Source organism: Rhodococcus sp. Q, assembly GCF_005503035.1.
Classification (GTDB): domain Bacteria; phylum Actinomycetota; class Actinomycetes; order Mycobacteriales; family Mycobacteriaceae; genus Rhodococcus_G.
The window spans coordinates 381,816-398,428 of record NZ_SCOY01000002.1 but is presented as its reverse complement, the minus strand read 5'-3'; the positions used below and the strand labels follow the sequence as shown (position 1 = coordinate 398,428).

21 protein-coding genes are annotated in these 16,613 nt (G+C 65.4%); 15 read left to right on the top strand and 6 right to left on the bottom strand.

Going from position 1 to position 16,613, the window contains the following annotated elements; all coding sequences use genetic code 11:
- The first annotated feature begins 71 nt into the window (after nt 1-71).
- The 6 genes from FFS72_RS27040 to FFS72_RS04105 all read left to right on the top strand — a co-directional run bounded on the left by FFS72_RS27040 (nt 72) and on the right by FFS72_RS04105 (nt 3,247).
- Nucleotides 72-188 carry an excalibur calcium-binding domain-containing protein gene (locus FFS72_RS27040; RefSeq protein ID WP_349303983.1) on the top strand — a complete coding sequence of 39 codons (117 nt, stop codon included), beginning with the start codon at nt 72-74 and terminating at the stop codon, nt 186-188.
- A gap of 67 nt (nt 189-255) precedes the next feature.
- Nucleotides 256-474, top strand: a complete 219-nt coding sequence (locus FFS72_RS04125; protein ID WP_137872728.1) for a hypothetical protein — start codon at nt 256-258, stop codon at nt 472-474.
- A 104-nt stretch (nt 475-578) separates the two neighbouring features.
- On the top strand, nt 579-1,136 hold the full coding sequence (locus FFS72_RS04120; protein WP_137872727.1) for a DUF5067 domain-containing protein: 558 nt from the start codon (nt 579-581) through the stop codon (nt 1,134-1,136).
- A 352-nt stretch (nt 1,137-1,488) separates the two neighbouring features.
- Nucleotides 1,489-1,683 (top strand): hypothetical protein, encoded by a 195-nt coding sequence (locus tag FFS72_RS04115; protein WP_137872726.1) that lies wholly within the window; start codon nt 1,489-1,491, stop codon nt 1,681-1,683.
- A gap of 289 nt (nt 1,684-1,972) precedes the next feature.
- The gene (locus tag FFS72_RS04110) at nt 1,973-2,782 is read left to right on the top strand and encodes a hypothetical protein (RefSeq protein WP_137872725.1); all 810 of its coding nucleotides are present in this window, start codon (nt 1,973-1,975) and stop codon (nt 2,780-2,782) included.
- 195 nt (nt 2,783-2,977) lie between these two features.
- Nucleotides 2,978-3,247 (top strand): hypothetical protein, encoded by a 270-nt coding sequence (locus FFS72_RS04105; RefSeq protein ID WP_137872724.1) that lies wholly within the window; start codon nt 2,978-2,980, stop codon nt 3,245-3,247.
- A gap of 43 nt (nt 3,248-3,290) precedes the next feature.
- On the opposite strand, the gene FFS72_RS04100 is transcribed toward FFS72_RS04105, so the two are convergent.
- Nucleotides 3,291-3,539 carry a hypothetical protein gene (locus FFS72_RS04100; protein ID WP_137872723.1) on the bottom strand — a complete coding sequence of 83 codons (249 nt, stop codon included), beginning with the start codon at nt 3,537-3,539 and terminating at the stop codon, nt 3,291-3,293.
- Nucleotides 3,540-3,645: 106 nt separating this feature from the next.
- On the opposite strand from FFS72_RS04100, the gene FFS72_RS04095 reads away from it, so the two are divergent.
- Entirely contained in the window at nt 3,646-3,987 is a 342-nt protein-coding gene (locus tag FFS72_RS04095; protein ID WP_249353106.1) for a hypothetical protein, read from the top strand.
- 27 nt (nt 3,988-4,014) lie between these two features.
- On the opposite strand, the gene FFS72_RS04090 is transcribed toward FFS72_RS04095, so the two are convergent.
- The 4 genes from FFS72_RS04090 to FFS72_RS04075 all read right to left on the bottom strand — a co-directional run bounded on the left by FFS72_RS04090 (nt 4,015) and on the right by FFS72_RS04075 (nt 8,698).
- Nucleotides 4,015-4,779, bottom strand: a complete 765-nt coding sequence (locus FFS72_RS04090) for an 8-oxoguanine DNA glycosylase OGG fold protein (RefSeq protein ID WP_137872722.1) — start codon at nt 4,777-4,779, stop codon at nt 4,015-4,017.
- 123 nt (nt 4,780-4,902) lie between these two features.
- Nucleotides 4,903-5,109 (bottom strand): helix-turn-helix domain-containing protein, encoded by a 207-nt coding sequence (locus tag FFS72_RS04085; RefSeq protein ID WP_349303982.1) that lies wholly within the window; start codon nt 5,107-5,109, stop codon nt 4,903-4,905.
- A 104-nt stretch (nt 5,110-5,213) separates the two neighbouring features.
- Nucleotides 5,214-7,121 (bottom strand): SIR2 family protein, encoded by a 1,908-nt coding sequence (locus FFS72_RS04080; RefSeq protein ID WP_137872720.1) that lies wholly within the window; start codon nt 7,119-7,121, stop codon nt 5,214-5,216.
- Between the two features lie 713 nt (nt 7,122-7,834).
- Nucleotides 7,835-8,698 carry an Abi family protein gene (locus FFS72_RS04075; RefSeq protein WP_171018549.1) on the bottom strand — a complete coding sequence of 288 codons (864 nt, stop codon included), beginning with the start codon at nt 8,696-8,698 and terminating at the stop codon, nt 7,835-7,837.
- 851 nt (nt 8,699-9,549) lie between these two features.
- Between FFS72_RS04075 and FFS72_RS04065 the strand changes: the two genes are divergently transcribed.
- The 7 genes from FFS72_RS04065 (at nt 9,550) to FFS72_RS04035 (ending at nt 13,808) form a co-directional block, all read left to right on the top strand.
- On the top strand, nt 9,550-9,786 hold the full coding sequence (locus FFS72_RS04065) for a hypothetical protein (protein WP_137872718.1): 237 nt from the start codon (nt 9,550-9,552) through the stop codon (nt 9,784-9,786).
- A 5-nt stretch (nt 9,787-9,791) separates the two neighbouring features.
- The gene (locus FFS72_RS04060) at nt 9,792-10,760 is read left to right on the top strand and encodes a hypothetical protein (protein ID WP_249353105.1); all 969 of its coding nucleotides are present in this window, start codon (nt 9,792-9,794) and stop codon (nt 10,758-10,760) included.
- Between the two features lie 252 nt (nt 10,761-11,012).
- Complete coding sequence (locus tag FFS72_RS04055; protein WP_137872716.1) at nt 11,013-11,546, top strand: hypothetical protein; 534 nt, start codon at nt 11,013-11,015, stop codon at nt 11,544-11,546.
- Nucleotides 11,543-12,163: an RES family NAD+ phosphorylase gene (locus FFS72_RS04050; protein WP_137872715.1), complete on the top strand. Its 621-nt coding sequence runs from the start codon at nt 11,543-11,545 to the stop codon at nt 12,161-12,163. The genes FFS72_RS04055 and FFS72_RS04050 overlap by 4 nt, the downstream gene beginning before the upstream one ends.
- 33 nt (nt 12,164-12,196) lie before the next feature.
- The gene (locus FFS72_RS04045) at nt 12,197-12,406 is read left to right on the top strand and encodes an antitoxin VbhA family protein (protein ID WP_137872714.1); all 210 of its coding nucleotides are present in this window, start codon (nt 12,197-12,199) and stop codon (nt 12,404-12,406) included.
- Nucleotides 12,407-12,612: 206 nt separating this feature from the next.
- Nucleotides 12,613-13,197: a hypothetical protein gene (locus FFS72_RS04040; RefSeq protein ID WP_137872713.1), complete on the top strand. Its 585-nt coding sequence runs from the start codon at nt 12,613-12,615 to the stop codon at nt 13,195-13,197.
- 200 nt (nt 13,198-13,397) lie between these two features.
- Nucleotides 13,398-13,808, top strand: a complete 411-nt coding sequence (locus FFS72_RS04035; RefSeq protein WP_137872712.1) for a hypothetical protein — start codon at nt 13,398-13,400, stop codon at nt 13,806-13,808.
- A 159-nt stretch (nt 13,809-13,967) separates the two neighbouring features.
- Here FFS72_RS04035 and FFS72_RS04030 read toward each other — a convergent pair whose 3' ends face one another.
- A complete protein-coding gene (locus FFS72_RS04030) occupies nt 13,968-14,663 on the bottom strand; it encodes a lysophospholipid acyltransferase family protein (RefSeq protein WP_137872711.1) in 696 nt (231 codons plus the stop codon).
- A gap of 37 nt (nt 14,664-14,700) precedes the next feature.
- On the opposite strand from FFS72_RS04030, the gene FFS72_RS04025 reads away from it, so the two are divergent.
- Nucleotides 14,701-15,249, top strand: coding sequence for a TetR/AcrR family transcriptional regulator (locus tag FFS72_RS04025; RefSeq protein WP_349303981.1), 549 nt, complete (start codon nt 14,701-14,703; stop codon nt 15,247-15,249).
- Nucleotides 15,250-16,613 lie beyond the last annotated feature (1,364 nt).

Sequence of the window (16,613 nt, the reverse complement as noted above, 5' to 3'; positions counted from 1 at the left end):
CTCCCGCCCCGGCTCCCGCTCCCGCTCCCGCTCCGGCACCCGCACCAGCACCAGCACCAGCACCAGCGAGCGTGTCGTATGCGAACTGCTCAGCTGTGCGGGCGGCCGGCGCGGCACCGATCTACGCTGGCCAACCCGGATACAGCTCGAAGCTGGATCGAGACGGCGACGGCGTGGCCTGCGAGTGACCCGGCGCTCGCTCATCCCTGCGGCGGACAGGCAGCTGTCCGGGTCGTCGGGCATTAGCGTGTGGGCATGACGACCCGCGCATCGAGCTACCTGCTCCAGGCACAGACGTTCGTGTCGGACGACGATGCCGCAGACCTCGAGTCCGCCCTGGCCGCGGCGAGGGAGTGCGAGGCGGCAGGGGAGCCGTACCCGGCGAACGTGCGCGCGCTGGTGCGCGTCGCGTGGGGGCTGCTTGAGATCGATGCCCCGGAGGTCGCTGCGGAGTTCGGCCCACCTGACCTCTGAGCGGCCTCGACGGAAGCTTCGCGAGTCGGTACCCGTTCAAACCTGCACGCGCCCGCCGGATTACGGTTCTGTTCGTTTGCTCGACATTCACCAGGGGACACCACATGCACCGCATCAGCACGCTCTCTCTCACCGTCGCGACCATCGGTATCGCTGCAATCGCTCTCGTCGGCTGCAGCACGTCAGGATCGGCTGAACCGACGTCAGGTTCGACAGTCGCCGTCGACGCGCCGGCCGCAGCGCCTGCCGAGGCGTCGTTCGAGAACAACGTCCTCACGACGAAGGACGTCCGCATCACGATCACCGAGGTGAAGACGATCCAGGTAGGTGAGGAGGGCAACGAGTACGGCAAGAAGCCCGTCATCGCATTCTGGTACGACACGACGAACGTCTCCGGCAAGGAGACGAATCCGGGGACGGCGTGGATTCTCCTGTTCCAGGCGTATCAAGACAATGACCCCAACGCCGAGAACAAGCTCAATGTCGGGATGCTGCCGGACCCTGCGTTCCTCGACTCGCAGATGAACAACATCAAGAAGGGCGGCACTGTCTCTCACGCGATCGCGTACGAGCTGTCCGACACGACAACCCCCGTGGAGTTGGTCGCCGCCACCAACTTCGGTCAGGACGAGATCGGCTCGATGACCTTCGAGCTCAAGTAGACGCCACGATTCCGCTCGTGGAGAACACCACCGAAGTCCCTGTCGAGCAGCCAACGCCTGGCCACGAGCCACCCAGGTGGTACACCCTGCTCAACCCCACATCGCCCTGTGTGTTCGAAAGTCAGGACCGTGCAGGGCACGTTCGAGAACCACCTCCCGTTGGCAGTGCGCGGGCCAATTGGACTCCGCTGAGTCCGCAGCTGGCCCTGGCCCGAAAGAGGTTCCGTGTCCGACTCATTGTCCTACGAGGGGAGAGTCGATCGTCGACGGACTGACCGTCGCAATCCCGAACTCCGTTGTGTCACTCGCCCCGGCGAACAACATCTCGGTTTCCAGAGGCGGCACCATCGACATGGCGCCGATCACCGCGGGCCTGAACAAGCTCCTCAGCCGCGATGAGATGCGCCAGTACGAGATTCAATCCGGGACGCAGGTCGAGGCGTTCGGCTTCACCTGTGCTGTCGGCACGACTCAGGGAGTGAGCTGTCGCGAGGACGGCACAGGTCACGGATTCTCGGTCACCCGGGAAGCGAAATCGACCTTCTAGCCGTGGTCCTTCCTTGCTGCTTGCGCCAACTCAGTCAGTGGTGAATCACGAAGTAGGCAATGCGACGACCTGGCCGAGTCGTGAGTCGTCGCTCTGTGGTCCCGATCCGGTCCATACGGGATCGACACCCGCGCCGGATTCGGTACCCGGATTCGTGTCCGGGAAACGGACACTCCTTGGATGGTGCCTAGGGATGCCAACCGGATAGTGCAGACTGCAGTGCACCTGGATTTCCCGTCCTCGGGTACGGGTTCACCCACAACACCGCTATCGACGGACGGGACGAGGCATGACCGGCGAGGGAAAACGGTACGAGGTCACCGAGGTCAAGGCGATCCGGGGCACGGAGTCGAAGACGATCGCACGCAAGCAGCAGGAAGGCTGGGAACTGGTCACCCAGGACAAGGGCGGCCTGAGAACCACCATGACTTTCCGTCGACCAAAGCCGAAGACTCCCTGGCAGATGTGGGCCGCGGTCGGCGGCGTCGGTGTCCTCCTGGTGGGACTCCTGGCTGTCGGGGCGTTGGTGGAAGACGACAGCGACGCGTCCACGACCGACGCCGCGGCGGTCGCGAGTGCCGAGCAGCCTGCTCCGGAACAGGACGCCGAACCGTCTTCGGCGACCGACCCGATGATCTGCGTAGCGGAACAGGATCTGTTCGGCGCGTCATGCAAGTTCGGTCAGACCGCGATCTACAGCGACACATTGCCGCGCCAACGGGGCGAGCGGAAGCTGGAGATCACCGTGGGCGCACCGATCGAGTTCACACCGAGCGAGGACGCGCAGACGCTGTATGACCTGTCTCTGCATCCCGTGAACGTCTACTTCCCGATCACGGTCAAGAACACATCGCCGGAGCTGGCCCTGGAGCACGGTTCGATCTTCACCGAGGCGAAGAACGCCGAACAGGGCGGCCGCTACAGCGGAATCCGGTGGGTGAGCGACGGCGACGTCGACTCGCTTGGGGGATTCGACGACCTGCCTGTGGGTGAGTCGTTGAGCGCCAAGGAAGGCGTGTCCATGACAACGCTCGAGGGTGTCGAGCTCCGGGTGAGCATCGATGGAATGTCCGGCTACAGCATCACGTTCACGCGGTGATCGCCTGAGGTGACGGGCTCGCTCACGGGGATCGCTGGACTGCAGCCGACTCGCGCACCATCACCGTCAGCGGCACGCGGGGTGACCCCGCCCCACACCCCGTCGGACGGTTGCCGACCGTCTGGTGCTTCGCGGGCTGTATGTGGATATGCGCTGGCGCCAGAGCTTGTCGGGCGCGCGTGGTCTGCTGGTTCCATGACCGACAACGACACCGAGGATGGCGAGCTGTGGCTGTGGATGACTCGACGGGAGCTCCGGGCGCTGAACGATGCTGATCGCCGGCGGGCGCTGGCCGTGATGACGTCTCAGATGAAGGAGGCAGTCAACGCCGATGAACCGTTCACCGGCTCGGCCAGGGTCATGACCGCGGAACAGGTCGCGCAGATGAAACGAGCGCAGCAGCTGCGAGCCGACCGGATGTCACGCCCGCCGTACACCGAAGCCGACCCACGACCGGAACCGTAATGTCGCGTTGCGGCGGCGCCCGCCCGGTTCGGGGTGGGAGGTGTCAGGTGCCGGTCTCGACCCACTCGATCACGGCGTCGGCCGGTGCCGGAGTGCCGATGACGGCGAGGTGTTCGAGGACCGCAGTACGGGCGGCGTCGAGATCGCGGGTGCCGTCGGTCTGGGTGACGCCGCAGCCGTCGACGTCGAGTTCGAGCCCGGGGATGCGGCGGCGGCCCTGCCACCACGGTCCACGGACCTGCCACCGATGACGGTCACCCTGATCTGCGTCATGGATCGAGGATCTCACCACCACCCGACACCGTCGCTCTGATCGCTGGCACACTGAGCAGCGCCCCTACTCTTTCCAGATCCGGGGCCCAGGCCGGGTGGGACAACTGCGGGAGGGGAGGTTCCCGGTGATCGTGACGCCCAAGGTGGTTCGGCAGAAGCTGATGCAGGCCGCGGTGCTGGCGAAGATCGACCGTGAGGGTCTGCGGATCGACACCGACCAGGTCCGCGAGCGCCTGCGGGTGACCCGCGCCCATGTCTCCCGCGCCCCGTACTTCACCGACCTGCTCGACCGGTGGGAGGAGATCGTCGCCGGCAACGACATCGACGCCGCCCGCGCCGTTGCAGCGCTCGAAGGCGAGACCGGCAACGAGATGCGCAACCTGTCTCCGCTCGGGGTGCTGCTCACCGAGACCGAACGCCTGCAGGTTCTCGACGAGCTCCGCGAGCAGTGGCCGCTGCCACGGTGACCCGGCCGTCTGAAGGAGCGTCGCTGGTCAGGCGGTGTGGTTGTCGCGGAGCCTGTCGGCGGCCGCGACCCGCTCGCGCCAGGTGTGGGTGAGCCACATCTCGACGAGTTCGGCGGTGGTGCCCGCCTGCCTCGCCCAGTGGTGGAGCAGATCGGTGTAGCGGGTGTAGCGGGCGACGGAGAACCCGGGCACCGAGGGGTTCTCGAGCCAGCCGTGGCGGATCAGGCTCGACACGGCCTGCTGGTCGAGGAGCTGTGGCCGGTCGGCGTCGTCGGCGTGGACGGCCCAGCAGTACAGCGATAGCAGCGACGGCCCGACACCAGGTGCTTTCGGCCACCCGGACCATTCCCGGATGGGGCCGGCGTCGATCAGTGCGGGGGATCGCTCGCACGCGGCGAACGCCGCGGAGATCACCGAGAACGGCTGCTGCGGTGTGGTCCAGTTGCGGACGTCGACGAACCGGCGGGACCGCCCGCGGTGCGGGTGGGCGTAGAGCCAGGCCGCGCACAGGTAGAGCGCGGTCAGATCCCACCAGCCGTTGCCGAATTCGAGCGTGCAGGTGGAGCGTTGGAGGTCACCGCGCCGCAGGAAGGCGATGCCGGTGTCGACCTGCTGGCCGTCGGGATCGCGGCCGGCGAGCCGGACGGGGATCTTGTGGCAGTCCAGGCGGGTGTTCCACCAGTCGAGGTCGATCGCGACCATGTCGTCGAGGACCGCGAGTTCCGGTGGCTGCGAGGCGCACCAGCGGACGCAGTCGCCGGGGACGGTCAACGACGCGTCGCGAGGGTCCATGCAGGCAATCCTGGTGCGAGGCACCGACACGGTACGGCCCGGTGAAGGCTGGCAGAGCCTGTGACGCGCGGCGATGCTGGCGCTGCAAAATCTCTCGGTTCGAGGGCGTGTGCGGGCTCTGACTCAGAGCGGCTTGCCGTCGAGCGAATCCTGAACTGACTGCAAGAACTCACCGGCCGTGGTCTCGAATGCTGCTGCGATGACGACTGCCTCCGGGATGTCCATGTCGCGTTCACCGCGCTCGAGACGGTCCAGTTCCGTGGCGCTGAGACCGGTGTGCTCGGCGAGGTCGGCCTGTGTCATCTCTCGCTGTGCGCGACGTGAGCGCATCTGGTGGCCGATAGCGGCCCGGACCTCGGCTGCCTCTGATTGCTGTCGGTGTGTGTCCATGCTGTAGAGCTAACAGGAATTCGGACCGCTGGATCGCACCGGTGTCATTGCTCGGTGATCGGGAGGTCGAGCCAGACGTCGTCGGGCACTCGTATCGTTCCGGGTGTGGGGGGTTTCGTGTGAGCGTGGGTTTGCATGCGGAGTCTGGTGTTGACGGCGTCGAGAGCGGTGCGTAGGTCGCGTTCGGCGTGGTTGGCACCGATGGACACGAGTGGGTGCTCGGGGTCGGTGTCGAGCTCGCGCGTGAGCTGTGCGATCGCGGTGCTGGACCAGCCTGTGAAGCTGGGATCGCGGGTGTCGCGCATCAGGATGTGCAGCTGGTCCACCTGGAGCCACCGTGCTACGTCGGCGAGGGCCTTGTCCATGTGCTGCCATGCTTCTGGGCGGGCGGTGCTCTGTTCGTTCAGACCCTCGTACGAGTGTTTGTACTCGATGTAGCGGTCGCGCTGTGTCTCGAAGTTGGGTTGTGAGAGAACCAGCGTGGCCAGGCGAAGAATCTCGAATCTTTGCCACGCGTCGTCGAGCGCGTCGTGGGTCAGGGTGAGCGACTGATCGAGAACCGGCAGAAGCTGCTCGTACTGCGCACGCGCAGACCGCGGAACATGTTCGTACGCGGTGTTGGCGGCGCAGACCGCGAGAACCGAGTCGTGGTCCCCGGTGGTGGTGATGCTGGGTGTGGCCAGCTGAGCGAGGGCGCCGAACGTGTCGTTGCGGCCTGCGGCCACGGCGCTGATTCCTGCCGCGTACAGCAGCCGGGTGCCGATCACTCGTCGCGCTTTCCGGAACGCTGAACCGCTCGAGGCGACGTGGGCGAACCGGGCAATCTCGGGGATCCACCAGCGATCGGTGTCCGGGGTGCCCCAGTAGGCGAGTACGGCAACCAGGCCGGCTGCGACTGTGCTGGCCTCTTCCAGCCGATCGACCAGCTTGAGGTACTCCGTGCCGGTGCCGTCGGTGCGGGACAGATCGTCGAGGTCATGGAGTCGCCGAAACTCTGCGTGGAGCCGGTCGTGCAGCGAGATGGCGGTGTGCGTGCCGGCGAGTTCACGCTTGGCGGTGTCGATCGCGACGGGGAGCGTGAGCGGGTTGCGGGCACGGCGGGTGGTGAGGGCGTCGACCGCGTCGGCGAGATGAGAGAAGGCTTCGTCGGCGCTTGTACGTATCGGCGTTCCCCGCAGCAGCGTGAGCGCTTTCGCGGCCATTGGTTTCGGGTCGGAGGGGTCGATCCACACGGGGCGGTACCGGCGCGGGTAGTGGGTTTCGATGGTGCCGCGCAGCACGGGGTCGTACTCGGCGGACCAGCCGGCGATGATCAGCCCGTACTCGCGGGAGATCTGTTCGATGAGTGCCTGCATTCGAGCGGGGTACGCGGAGAGCTCGTCGATGGTGTTGCGCATGGACTCGGGGTCCTGATACTCGCCGTGCAGGTGGATGATGCAGGCCCGCGCGCTGTGCAGCGGGCCGAGCGCCGCGGCCGCAGCCTCGGTGGCCACGATCACCGGTTCGACGCCTTCGTCCCGCAGTGCCTGCTCGAAGAGGCGATCGAAGTTCATCGTGACGACGATCCGGATTGCGCCGGCCTTCATCAATCGCGCCACCGCCCTGTGCGCGTTCGTCGGTTCCGGAAGCTGGCCGCCGGGCTCGAACGCCCCGCGAAGAATCGCCTGGCGTGCGGCCTGGGTGGGGCCGAGTTTCTCCAGGACCCCTTCGTAGGTTGGTTTGGCGGAGAACCGCTTCCGGTACCAGGATTCGGCGGTCTCTCGTTCTAGTTCGACGCCCTCGACCTGTGCGGCTCGGATGATCAGATCGGTGAACACTTCCCAGGCGACGGGTACTGCCCCGTAGGACATGCCGGCCCCGGCCACGAGCGCGTAGGCACCGGGGTCGTCGTGCAGGGAGAAAGCCAGGGGGAGCAGCGCCTCGGCGATGCCCGGATCGGGAAGGTTCGTCACGCGGTGCAGCGTATAAAGGGCACTCTCCCTATGCCTGTGAACCGGGGTGATAGCAGTCCACCGAGTGGTGTCGGCGTGGGGTGCTCTAGGCGGGAAATCGAGCACTGACCCGGTTTCCGCCAGTCAATCCACCCACCATCGACCGGAAAAAGCGTTGAGGTGGCCTTTTGTCCGAGATGCTGCGGGAACTGAAATTCTCGTCGGTTATCGCGCAGAAATCACGAGTGACAAGGGGTAGTAGTGGAAGCGACCGGATTCAGGGTGCTGAACGCGTGTCGAGATACGGTGACGATCGACAGGATCGACGCCGCACCTGGGTGAGCGAGTACGCACGAAAACCCTTTTGAACTGTGTGGATGCGTCCAAGGAGTCGCGCTAGCGTCCGAATACTTGCCAGATCTGCTGCCGTTTCGGTTGTGCTCAGGCACTGACGACACCAGTCCGCAGACGTGCGAACGAAGCCGGACGCAATCACCTAGCTCGAAGTCCCCGCCCGCAACAACGCCGAATACCTCGCCGCCGCACCCTTCCTTGATGTCCGTGCGCACCAGGGCGTGGCACCACATGCCGTACTGGTGCGGCGGCGGAGCGCAGAACGCTGACGGAGTGCTCCTGTTCCGACCACGGAACCAGTAAGTGATCGTGGTGGAATCCGGCGAGGACGTTGCGGCAACCGCTAGTTGACGGAACTACCCAAACTATCTGTCACGGGGTTACTTTGGCGACGGATACGTCAGTCCGTCGCATAGCCAGTCGGGTTGGGCGTCGATGAAGTCCCAGAGTGCGTCAGAGTAGTCATGGTTGTTGCGGACGGTGTCGACCAGGTGGGCAAGCGTCATGATCCAGGACCACGGCGTGTTCTTGTAGATGGATCTATCGCCATCGGTCTGTACCTTGCGGGGCGCCTCGAGCTCGACGCCGTGGCTTCGGTTCCAGATTCGGCCGTGATGCGCGCAGACGTTTCGCAGCACGGTCATGGCGCGGAATGTGCGGGCCGCGTGACTGTGCTTAAGGTCGAATCTAGTTGCCAGAGGCTTCAATACGCCCTCGACATCAGTTGTGAGGCCGTACATCTTCGAGGTGGTCCCCAGAGACATCGCCTCGACAGCTGCCCAGATCGGCATGGATTCGCCACGGGTCACATGGTGATTGGCGAACCGCTCGGTGGAGCGAGCCAGGTCTTCCCTGATGGACTTGAACAGCGTGTCGCGTGCCCCGTTCCGGTACTCGTACGCCTTATCTTCCAGGTAGCCGCCGGGCCCGGTCGACTGGCCCATCAGGTACGCGAGCTGGGAGCGGAAAACGACCTCAAACTCTGCCAGTCCTTCGTGGAGTTTTCTGGCCAACTGCTGGTCAAAGAGGTAAGCCGCCCGAATATCAGCGAACGTGGCGCTGGCAGCGAACCGGTTGTTGCCGGCGGCGGGGTTGGTCTGGAAGTACCGGAAGTAGCCGCTTAGTCGGTAGTAGTTGTGATCGCAGAGGAGCTGCTGAGCCAGAGCCAAATCGGCGCCGACGAGAGCGAGCCCATTGTCCCGGAGCTTCTGTACCTGCTGCTCAACGGTGAGGAATGGCTTCACCGGAGTGATGATAGTAAAGAGCCCGCCGAAGTGAGGAAGCTTGCGCTCTAGCCTTGGCGGGCATCGTTGAAACAAACAATAGCGTGAACAGCCCTACTGATCAACCGCCTGACCATGTGGCAGCTGGCCGCAATGGCGGCGACCTCAAGTACCAGCGACCGCAGCGTGGCCGCCGTCACAGCTCTTGATCGCGGCCATAACCTTCGCTCTACTCCGGCGAACACGACCGCGGATCCGGCGGTTCCGAGGCTCGGCCGATGGCGTGGCACGCTCGGGGTGTGCTCGAGCTTGGTGCGGTAGCGCGCGAGGGTGACAGGGCGTAGTCGATGCCGACTCCGAGGCCGATCATCGTGGCCAGTGTGCTCGAGTCCAATGTGGTGAACGCCGCCATCGCGGTGATGCCGCTGACCCCCAGGCCGACGCCGATGCCGGCAGTGAGGAACGATTCGACATCGGGCGACGCGGCTTCGTGCAGATGAAATGGGTCATCTTTTGGAGGCGATAACAACTGCTACGCCATCGGCCCAGGTCAGGACAGACCCGCAGCTGGTAAGTGCCCGATGCCGAAGCCGACTCACACAGCACCTGGGGACGACGGCCAACCGGACAATCCCGGCGCTTCGGTGTAACGTCGTTCTCTTCGTCCTCGGGCGGAGTCAGTGGAGTGATGATAGATGTCTGAACACAAGCAGTTGCAGCCCCCGGACTATCACCGATGCATGGAAACGGTGTTCCGATCGCCAACCGCCTGTCGGGAACTGCTACGTCGACTTTCGAAGATGACGGAGACGGATCTGCGGTCGAAGTGGTCACCGTGGAAGGACCAAGACCCTCCGCCGTACGGTCCGAAGGTGAAAGACCAGGTCCCGGCCGAGGTGCGGTTGCTGATGGCCGAAGCCGCGCTGGCAGGCGAGAGTGCCATGCATCGGAGACTGTGGGGCGAACTTCACGAGCTCATGGGCACCTGCGGCCCGATCGGGACGAGCACCGCCGAACTCATCGTCGACATACGAATGACACTCGATCGTCTGCGCAACCGCATCGCGGAACTCGAAGGGACAGCCGCCGACGGCACCTCGGGAGCGTGAGAGCGATGCCTGCGGACCGAACTCCCACCGAACTGGCCGAACTGATTCGCGCGGACACCAGCATCGATCTGACTGCAGTTCAACAACATCTGGCACCGGTCATCGACGGCACCGCCTCATTGACTCCGGATCGGGCCAAGACAATTCGGGCTCCAAGCATCGAGCTCGATGACGTGACCGTCACGATCTCGGCGTGGTACAGCGATCCGTCGTACCTGGGCACCTTCGACCGAACCGCCGGAACCACGTTGATCCAGATTGCGATCGACGCACGCCCCAACGATCCGTGGATCAACGGTGGCCCTCCGCCCCCGGTCGAGTTACCTCACCGTGAGCAGATCGCCTGGGTCCGCGTGGTTCTCGGGGGATTGGCGGACTACGCGTACCGGATCGTCACCGACATGCGCACGCTGCGGGATCAACCAGGATTCTTCATCGTGCTCGTCGACCGGAACGGGACGCCGCGGCTCGCGGCGAGCGACTTCGCGTGGCTACTCGTCAGCGGCGGCGGGCGCCGCGCGTACCCCGAGAAGCTGGTTCCCGAGGACCCAGATCTGCTCAGATACCTCCGACGGAACGGTGACCTGATCAACGTGGACCGCGTCGCGCACCCGCAGGCGTCACCGCCGGCGGTCTGGGCGCAGGAGTTCGTCTCCCATCTGACCGCGACCATCGCGGACGAGCTCGGGCGTGGGGGCAACACCCGCTCGTTCACGTTCGAGGAGATCCGCCTCGTCGGTGACAACCAGGTCATCGTCCGGTACATCTGGCACCTCGTCGAAGGAGGCAAGAAATACGGGTTCGACATCGACCTCGCCGGGATCCGGGCCCACGGTCTCGAGGTCTTCGATGATCCCCGCGCGATCACCGCAGCTCGCAGTGTCGGCGTTAGGCCCTTCCGTCAGCCGGTGTTCCAGAAGTCGGAGGTGATGATTGACGGGGTGACCTGGGTCAAATTGGGTGGGTTCAAATAGATCTCTTATACAGACGGGATCGTTGAGGGGCTTACCGCGCGCTCCGCATCGGGCTGGTCGTGTAGCCGACCGGGGAACGGCCCGCAGCAACGGGCCGGTTCCCGACAGCTTTGAACTGGCACCTTGCACCCTTTCGGGTTTGGGGGCGTTGTTGTTACCCCAGTAGTCGTTGATGAGTGCCGGCTGGTTGACATGGTTGACGCCCAACGGGAGAATGTGATTGACGTGGTTGACCTGCTAGGAGGACTTCGCATGGAAACCCCCACCCTGGTCGAACAGGAGCGCAAGCTCATGGACCTGCTCACCCGCCGCGTCCACGCGACGTTTCGTGACGCACGCGCGGCCGGCGTCCCGGCCGAGGTCTTCGACGACGTCGAGTCGATCGCCGCCTCGATGGCCGCCGCGCTGCCCACCACCCACGTCTACGACCTGCTGGTGGGCCCGTTCTACGACACCAGCGGACTGACCCGGTGGTGGGGCATCAGCCGCCAGGCCGTGAACAAGGCCGTGGCCGCAGGGACGGTGATCGCCTGCCGCCTCGCCGACGACGGCCAGTGGGTCTACCCCACCTGGCAGTTCACCGACGAGAGGACGGTGCACCCGCACCTGATCACCCTGTGGCAGACGCTGCGCGAGGCCGCCGACCCGTGGACCTGCGCGGTCTGGCTGCGCAGCCGGCAGCCCGGCCTCGGCGACCGCACCGCGGTCGAGTGGATCACCGACGGCCACCCGGTCGACACCGCACTGGCGCTGGCCCGCGCCGATGCCGAGCGGTGGCGCGCGTGAGCAGAGACTCTGTTGCTCTGCGTCCACCGGCCCTGCCGCTGAAGGATTTCCCCGGCTGCGAGGTCACCACGTCGCAGAAGCTCATCCGTGGGCACAGCGCCGCCAACGGCCCGTGGTGGTTCTCCTCCTCGGGCGGCGGCCGGTTCGACCTGACTCCGCCGCGAGGCACCTGCTACCTCGCGTTCGATGAGGTCACCGCGATCCGGGAGACCGTCGGGGAAGCGCTGGCCACCACCGGGATCATCACCGACACCTTCGCCGCTACCCGGCAGCTCTCGACCCAGGCCGTGCCGCACGACCACCGCGTGGCCGACACCTGCGCGGAGCGGGCCGCGGACTTCGGCCTCACCCGGGAGCTGGCGTCCATGACGCCGTACGCGGTGCCGCAGGAGTGGGCCTCGGCGTTCGACGCGGTCAGCTTCGCCGGGCTGCGGTACCAGACCCGGTTCACCACCGGGCCGACGCCGAACGCGGTCGCCCTGTTCAGTGACGCGGGCGAAGCTGCGTGGCCGGAGGATCCGAACCCGGAGCCGCTCACCGCTTCCGCCCGGCGGTGCGGCTTCACCGTCGCCAGCGCGCCTCGGACGGTGCGGATCGTCTCGCCGCCGACGAGCTGAGTACGTCATCGCCACATGGAGGAGGGCGCGATCATGCCCGTACCGCACACCGCTGGTGCTCGCAGCGAAGACGAGGTCATCGCCGCCGTTGCCGCCGGCCACAAAATGGCGGGCATGCCGCTGACCGCAGACGACGTTGCCGCACTGCGTCGGGTCGAGCGTGGTGAATCAACCACCGAGGAAGAGGTAGCCCGCGCGCGTGCCGAGCTGTTCGCGCACCGCGACACCAGCGAGTTCGGCTGACCGGTCGAACCAAGCTGTATCGCACACATCAGAACCCGCACCAGCCTCCTCGGCAGGGTGCGGGTTCTTCCTTCTCGGTACCAGTTCGGGCGACCACGTGAATGCCTCCCATACGCAAGAACCCGCCGCAAAAAGCTGGCAAGCAAATTCGAGACGAGAAGTTCCTACAATCCGTTCGTCTCACCCACTCAGAGAGAGAACACACGTTGCGCAGCATCGCCAAGCTGGCCCTTTCCGCCGCCATCGTTGCTATCGCGGGCACCACCGTCACCGGGAACGCCAGCGCCCAAGACCCTGGTGGCCAAACCGAACTCACCTCCTTCAACCTGGAGATCTGCACCGACCAGGCGGCCGGCACCGATCTGAGCCGCCTGCAGTACAGCGCGGGCGGTGTCCTGCAGCAGTCTCCCTACGAGGGGCGCTTGGATGTGAACTCCTTCGTCCAGAACGGCGAACTCGCCTGCACTCACATCCTGTTCGAAGCTGATACCAGCGGCGTTGGTGCTCGCGGATGTCCGAGCTGCCCCGAGTTCCACATCTGGGCCGCAGCTCTCAATTACTCGGGCGCGAGCAGAATTTCCCTCAAGCTCACCAAGACCGTTGAGACCGAGTCCATCCCGTTCGACTTCCTCGGAAGCCTGGGTGGCGAAGTCGCCCAGGCTGAGGTCACCGTTTTCGAGCGAACAGCGGTGGGCCGCGCGATCGACGCCCCGTACCTCCCCGGCCCGTATCTGTGGTTTCAGATCCACAACGGCGAGGTGACGACCGGTCCCTCGTACCCCGTTTCCTGATCGAAGTACCGTCGCCTCAACCACAGAACCCGCACTCTGTCGCCCCGGCAGGGTGCGGGTTCTGCGTTTCCGTGAACGAACTGATCTCGGCCCGGCTTGCGCCCCCAGGAGGGAACGCGTGCCGGCGACCTCATGTCATAGGTGCAGGTGAAGTGGCGTTCTCGCGTGGCTGTAGCCTCTGCGGCAACAAGGAGGATCAAGTGAGAAAAGTTGTGACCGCTGCCGTGGTGGCAGTGGGAGTTTGTGTGGTGGGAACGGCGTGCCAGGCCCAAACCAAGGCCGACGAGTCTGCGCCCGTCAATGCGTGGACCGTTCCAACCACTTCGACCAGCACTGCTGTGTCCGTTCCCACGGTGCCGGTGGAGCTCAGTGGTACCGAAGATTCAGTTCTGACAGCCAACCTCGAACCGGGCGGCTACACCGTCCAGTACACGAGCGCCTCAGGTCATCTGATCGTGAAGCCAGTCAATCGCGACGGATCGACGGGTTCGTCGTTCATCAATGCCAGTAACGGGTCAGGTGTCGTTGCCTACGGGTCCACCGGGCCAGTGACCCTCCAGATCGGGAACACCAGGGGACCCTGGACACTGCGCTTCGTGCCGCTGGCGTAGCGGCGAGCTATCCCACCACTGAACCCGCACCTGCCCTTCGGCAGGTGCGGGTTCTTCCTTTCGCAAGGTCTGGGCGTTCGTACAGTCGCGGCGCGTGGCCGTCACTGCAGGCATTGCGCCGATCGACCAGCGGCAACCCTGTGCCCGGCGCAATGCAGGTCATGCCGCTTCCGGGCGGGAAGTAGATGGCGCCCACGCCTTGGCGTACGTGTCGACATACTCCTGACCGGTACGGGACCGGATCGCCGCCATCAGGGCGTCCGTGGCTGCGCGCACGTCGTCGACGCCGGCATTCCGGAAGGGGGCCAGATCCAGCGGTTCGAGGAACTCGACCACCACCCGGCGACGCCACCACGGCACGCTGCGATCGGGCCTGGTTCCGGTGATCGCGACCGGCACGAGAGGTACACCGGTCTCCATCGCGACACGGACTGCGCCTGTTCGCCCTCGGTAGAGACGCCCGTCCGGGGACCGTGTCCACTCCGGGTGAATGCCCCAGGCTCCGCCGTGCTCGACGATCCGGGTTCCGGCGTCTAGTGCCGGTGATGCTGCGCTCCCGCCCCGGCGGTCGACCGGGATCTGGCCGACGGCGGTGAAGAACCGGCGCTGTAGCCGACCGGCGAGCCCGTCGCGGTCGAAGTAGTCGCTCTTCGCCAGGAAGGTGACCTGCCGTCTGGCCGCCAGGGTCAGATAGAACGAGTCGAGGACCGCGAGGTGGTTCGCGGCCACGATGACCGGGCCGCGCCGTGGAATGTTGCGACGCCCGACGATCTTCGGGCGCCCTCGCAGGTACAGCGCCGGACCCACCGCCACGTGTCGACACAGGCGGTAGGCGCAGACATTTCCGATGGACATAGACAGTGTCTACACAACGATGGGAGACACTGTCTACGTGACGGCGAACGATACGAGAGCGACCCTGGTGCGGGCCGGTATCGACCTGCTCGAGGAGACCGGCTCGGCCGACATCGGCCTTCGCGCGATCGCGCGGCGAGCTGGCGTCTCCCACGGGGCGCCGCGGCGATGGTTCCCGACGCACCGCAGCCTCCTCGCGGCGATCGCTGAGCAGGGCCTGCGCGACCTCACCGCGGTCCTGTCCGCCGCGGCAGACGGGCCTGACCACGGCATCACGGAGGTTGCCGTGGCCTACGTCGACTTCGCTCGCCGCCGGCCGGCGATGTTCACGCTGATCTTCCGACACGACCTGCTCGAAGGATCGGGCGCGGAACTGCGGACGGTCTCCCGGCCACTGTTCGGCTGGGTTGTGGACCTCGTCGAGCAGTCGACAACCGCGTCGGACCCAGCAGCTGCGGCCGCCGCCCTGTGGGTCGGCATCCACGGAATCGCGGTGCTGTCGTCGACCGGGTCACTCGAACTTGCCACCTCCGGGGTGGACGAGAACGAGCTGATCGGCCGCGTCGTACGCAACAGCCTCGGCTGATCGGCAGCACATCTCGACACGGAGGTGCGGTCCCCTCCTGCACAATCACGACCCCGTCAGCTAGCTGACTGCGTCACCCGCCACCAGAACCCGCACTCCGCCCTCGCCGGCAGAGTGCGGGTTCCTTCTTTTCGCCGACACCGTTACGGGTTGCGGCAGTGCTGCCGCACAACCGCTCACTGGCCGCAGGGCTGCTTCATGGCCGTAGCGCTGTTCAACCGCCGGAGTGCTGTTCTATCGCCGTATAACCGGCTCATGTGCCGCCACTGCGGGCGGCAGCCATTGGGCTGCAAAACTGTTCTGACACCGTTGTGGCGGCTCTTATGTGACTGCTGAACCGTCACTACGGCGTCAACGCTGGCAATTCTATGGCGGTACAACTGTCTCTCTCCTGGCTGATGATCTGTACTTGAACCACTCAGAGGCCATGAGCACCGCCCAACCGCCCCTTTTGCGCCTGTTGATCTTCTCTACCGTCCCTTATATGCCTGCTGTGCAGCGGTACAGGTGGCAGCGGCGGGGATTACGCGCCGCAGTGCAGCCACATGAACGGATGCCTAGTAGCCGGTACATCTGCGCAGTGGTGACAACGCATGTGGCTCTCAAAGGACGCACCATCTGCACAACCGTCCCGTTGGTGGCCTCAGAACGGCCACAGTGTCCTCACTGCGGCCGTGAGCCGCTCCGCGGCACGGCGCCGAGGCGCCGCACCCTCGCGACCTGGGCTTTCTCTGGGTCCGTCGACGGCCGGCGACCAGCGCTCGAAACACTCCTGCGTTTCTCTCGGGTCTCAAACAATGACGGATTCACCGCTGAAGTAATTTCCGGCCGAATATCAACGGCGCGAATTCATGTAGACACGTCGATAAATGATCTCCGGGCCACAAAAACGGCGTCTATCGCCTGTGTCGCGGCGCGAACAACGGCGAAATCCTGACGCCCATCGAATAGTGACTGGAAACGGCCGTTCTTTCCGCATCGGCGATACTTCCCGCCGCGGTGACCAGCTCCTCCGGCGCACGTGGACACCAGGGGAAGCGATCATCGTTGGTGACCTGGCGGCCCCGGACGCTGCGCGCCCAGAGCCGGTCGCAGAAGAGCACTGCGACCGAAGCCCACGTGCGCCGAAGAAGCCGACCCTGTCTCCCCGGCTGCCGCCGGAGGCTGCAGCCCAGCCTGCAGCGAGACCGTGTCGAACACCGCCGCAGATCCCTGCGGCCGGCAGCTCCCTCGGGTCAGCTCAGAGCCAACTGGCAAACCAGTTCCACACGACGCTGAGCCATCCCCATACCCCGGGGATCGGTTGCAAATCGGTGCTGAACATCGGTGAACCTCCTGGAAAGAAGCAGGGGCCTCACCCAGGT

Coding starts and splice junctions, on each gene's coding strand:
- FFS72_RS04125 (WP_137872728.1), top strand. CDS start 256: ATGACGACCCGCGCATCGAGCTACCTGCTCCAGGCACAGACGTTCGTG.
- FFS72_RS04120 (WP_137872727.1), top strand. CDS start 579: ATGCACCGCATCAGCACGCTCTCTCTCACCGTCGCGACCATCGGTATC.
- FFS72_RS04115 (WP_137872726.1), top strand. CDS start 1,489: ATGGCGCCGATCACCGCGGGCCTGAACAAGCTCCTCAGCCGCGATGAG.
- FFS72_RS04110 (WP_137872725.1), top strand. CDS start 1,973: ATGACCGGCGAGGGAAAACGGTACGAGGTCACCGAGGTCAAGGCGATC.
- FFS72_RS04105 (WP_137872724.1), top strand. CDS start 2,978: ATGACCGACAACGACACCGAGGATGGCGAGCTGTGGCTGTGGATGACT.
- FFS72_RS04090 (WP_137872722.1), bottom strand. CDS start 4,779: ATGGACCCTCGCGACGCGTCGTTGACCGTCCCCGGCGACTGCGTCCGC.
- FFS72_RS04085 (WP_349303982.1), bottom strand. CDS start 5,109: ATGCGCTCACGTCGCGCACAGCGAGAGATGACACAGGCCGACCTCGCC.
- FFS72_RS04060 (WP_249353105.1), top strand. CDS start 9,792: ATGCCTGCGGACCGAACTCCCACCGAACTGGCCGAACTGATTCGCGCG.
- FFS72_RS04055 (WP_137872716.1), top strand. CDS start 11,013: ATGGAAACCCCCACCCTGGTCGAACAGGAGCGCAAGCTCATGGACCTG.
- FFS72_RS04045 (WP_137872714.1), top strand. CDS start 12,197: ATGCCCGTACCGCACACCGCTGGTGCTCGCAGCGAAGACGAGGTCATC.
- FFS72_RS04030 (WP_137872711.1), bottom strand. CDS start 14,663: ATGTCCATCGGAAATGTCTGCGCCTACCGCCTGTGTCGACACGTGGCG.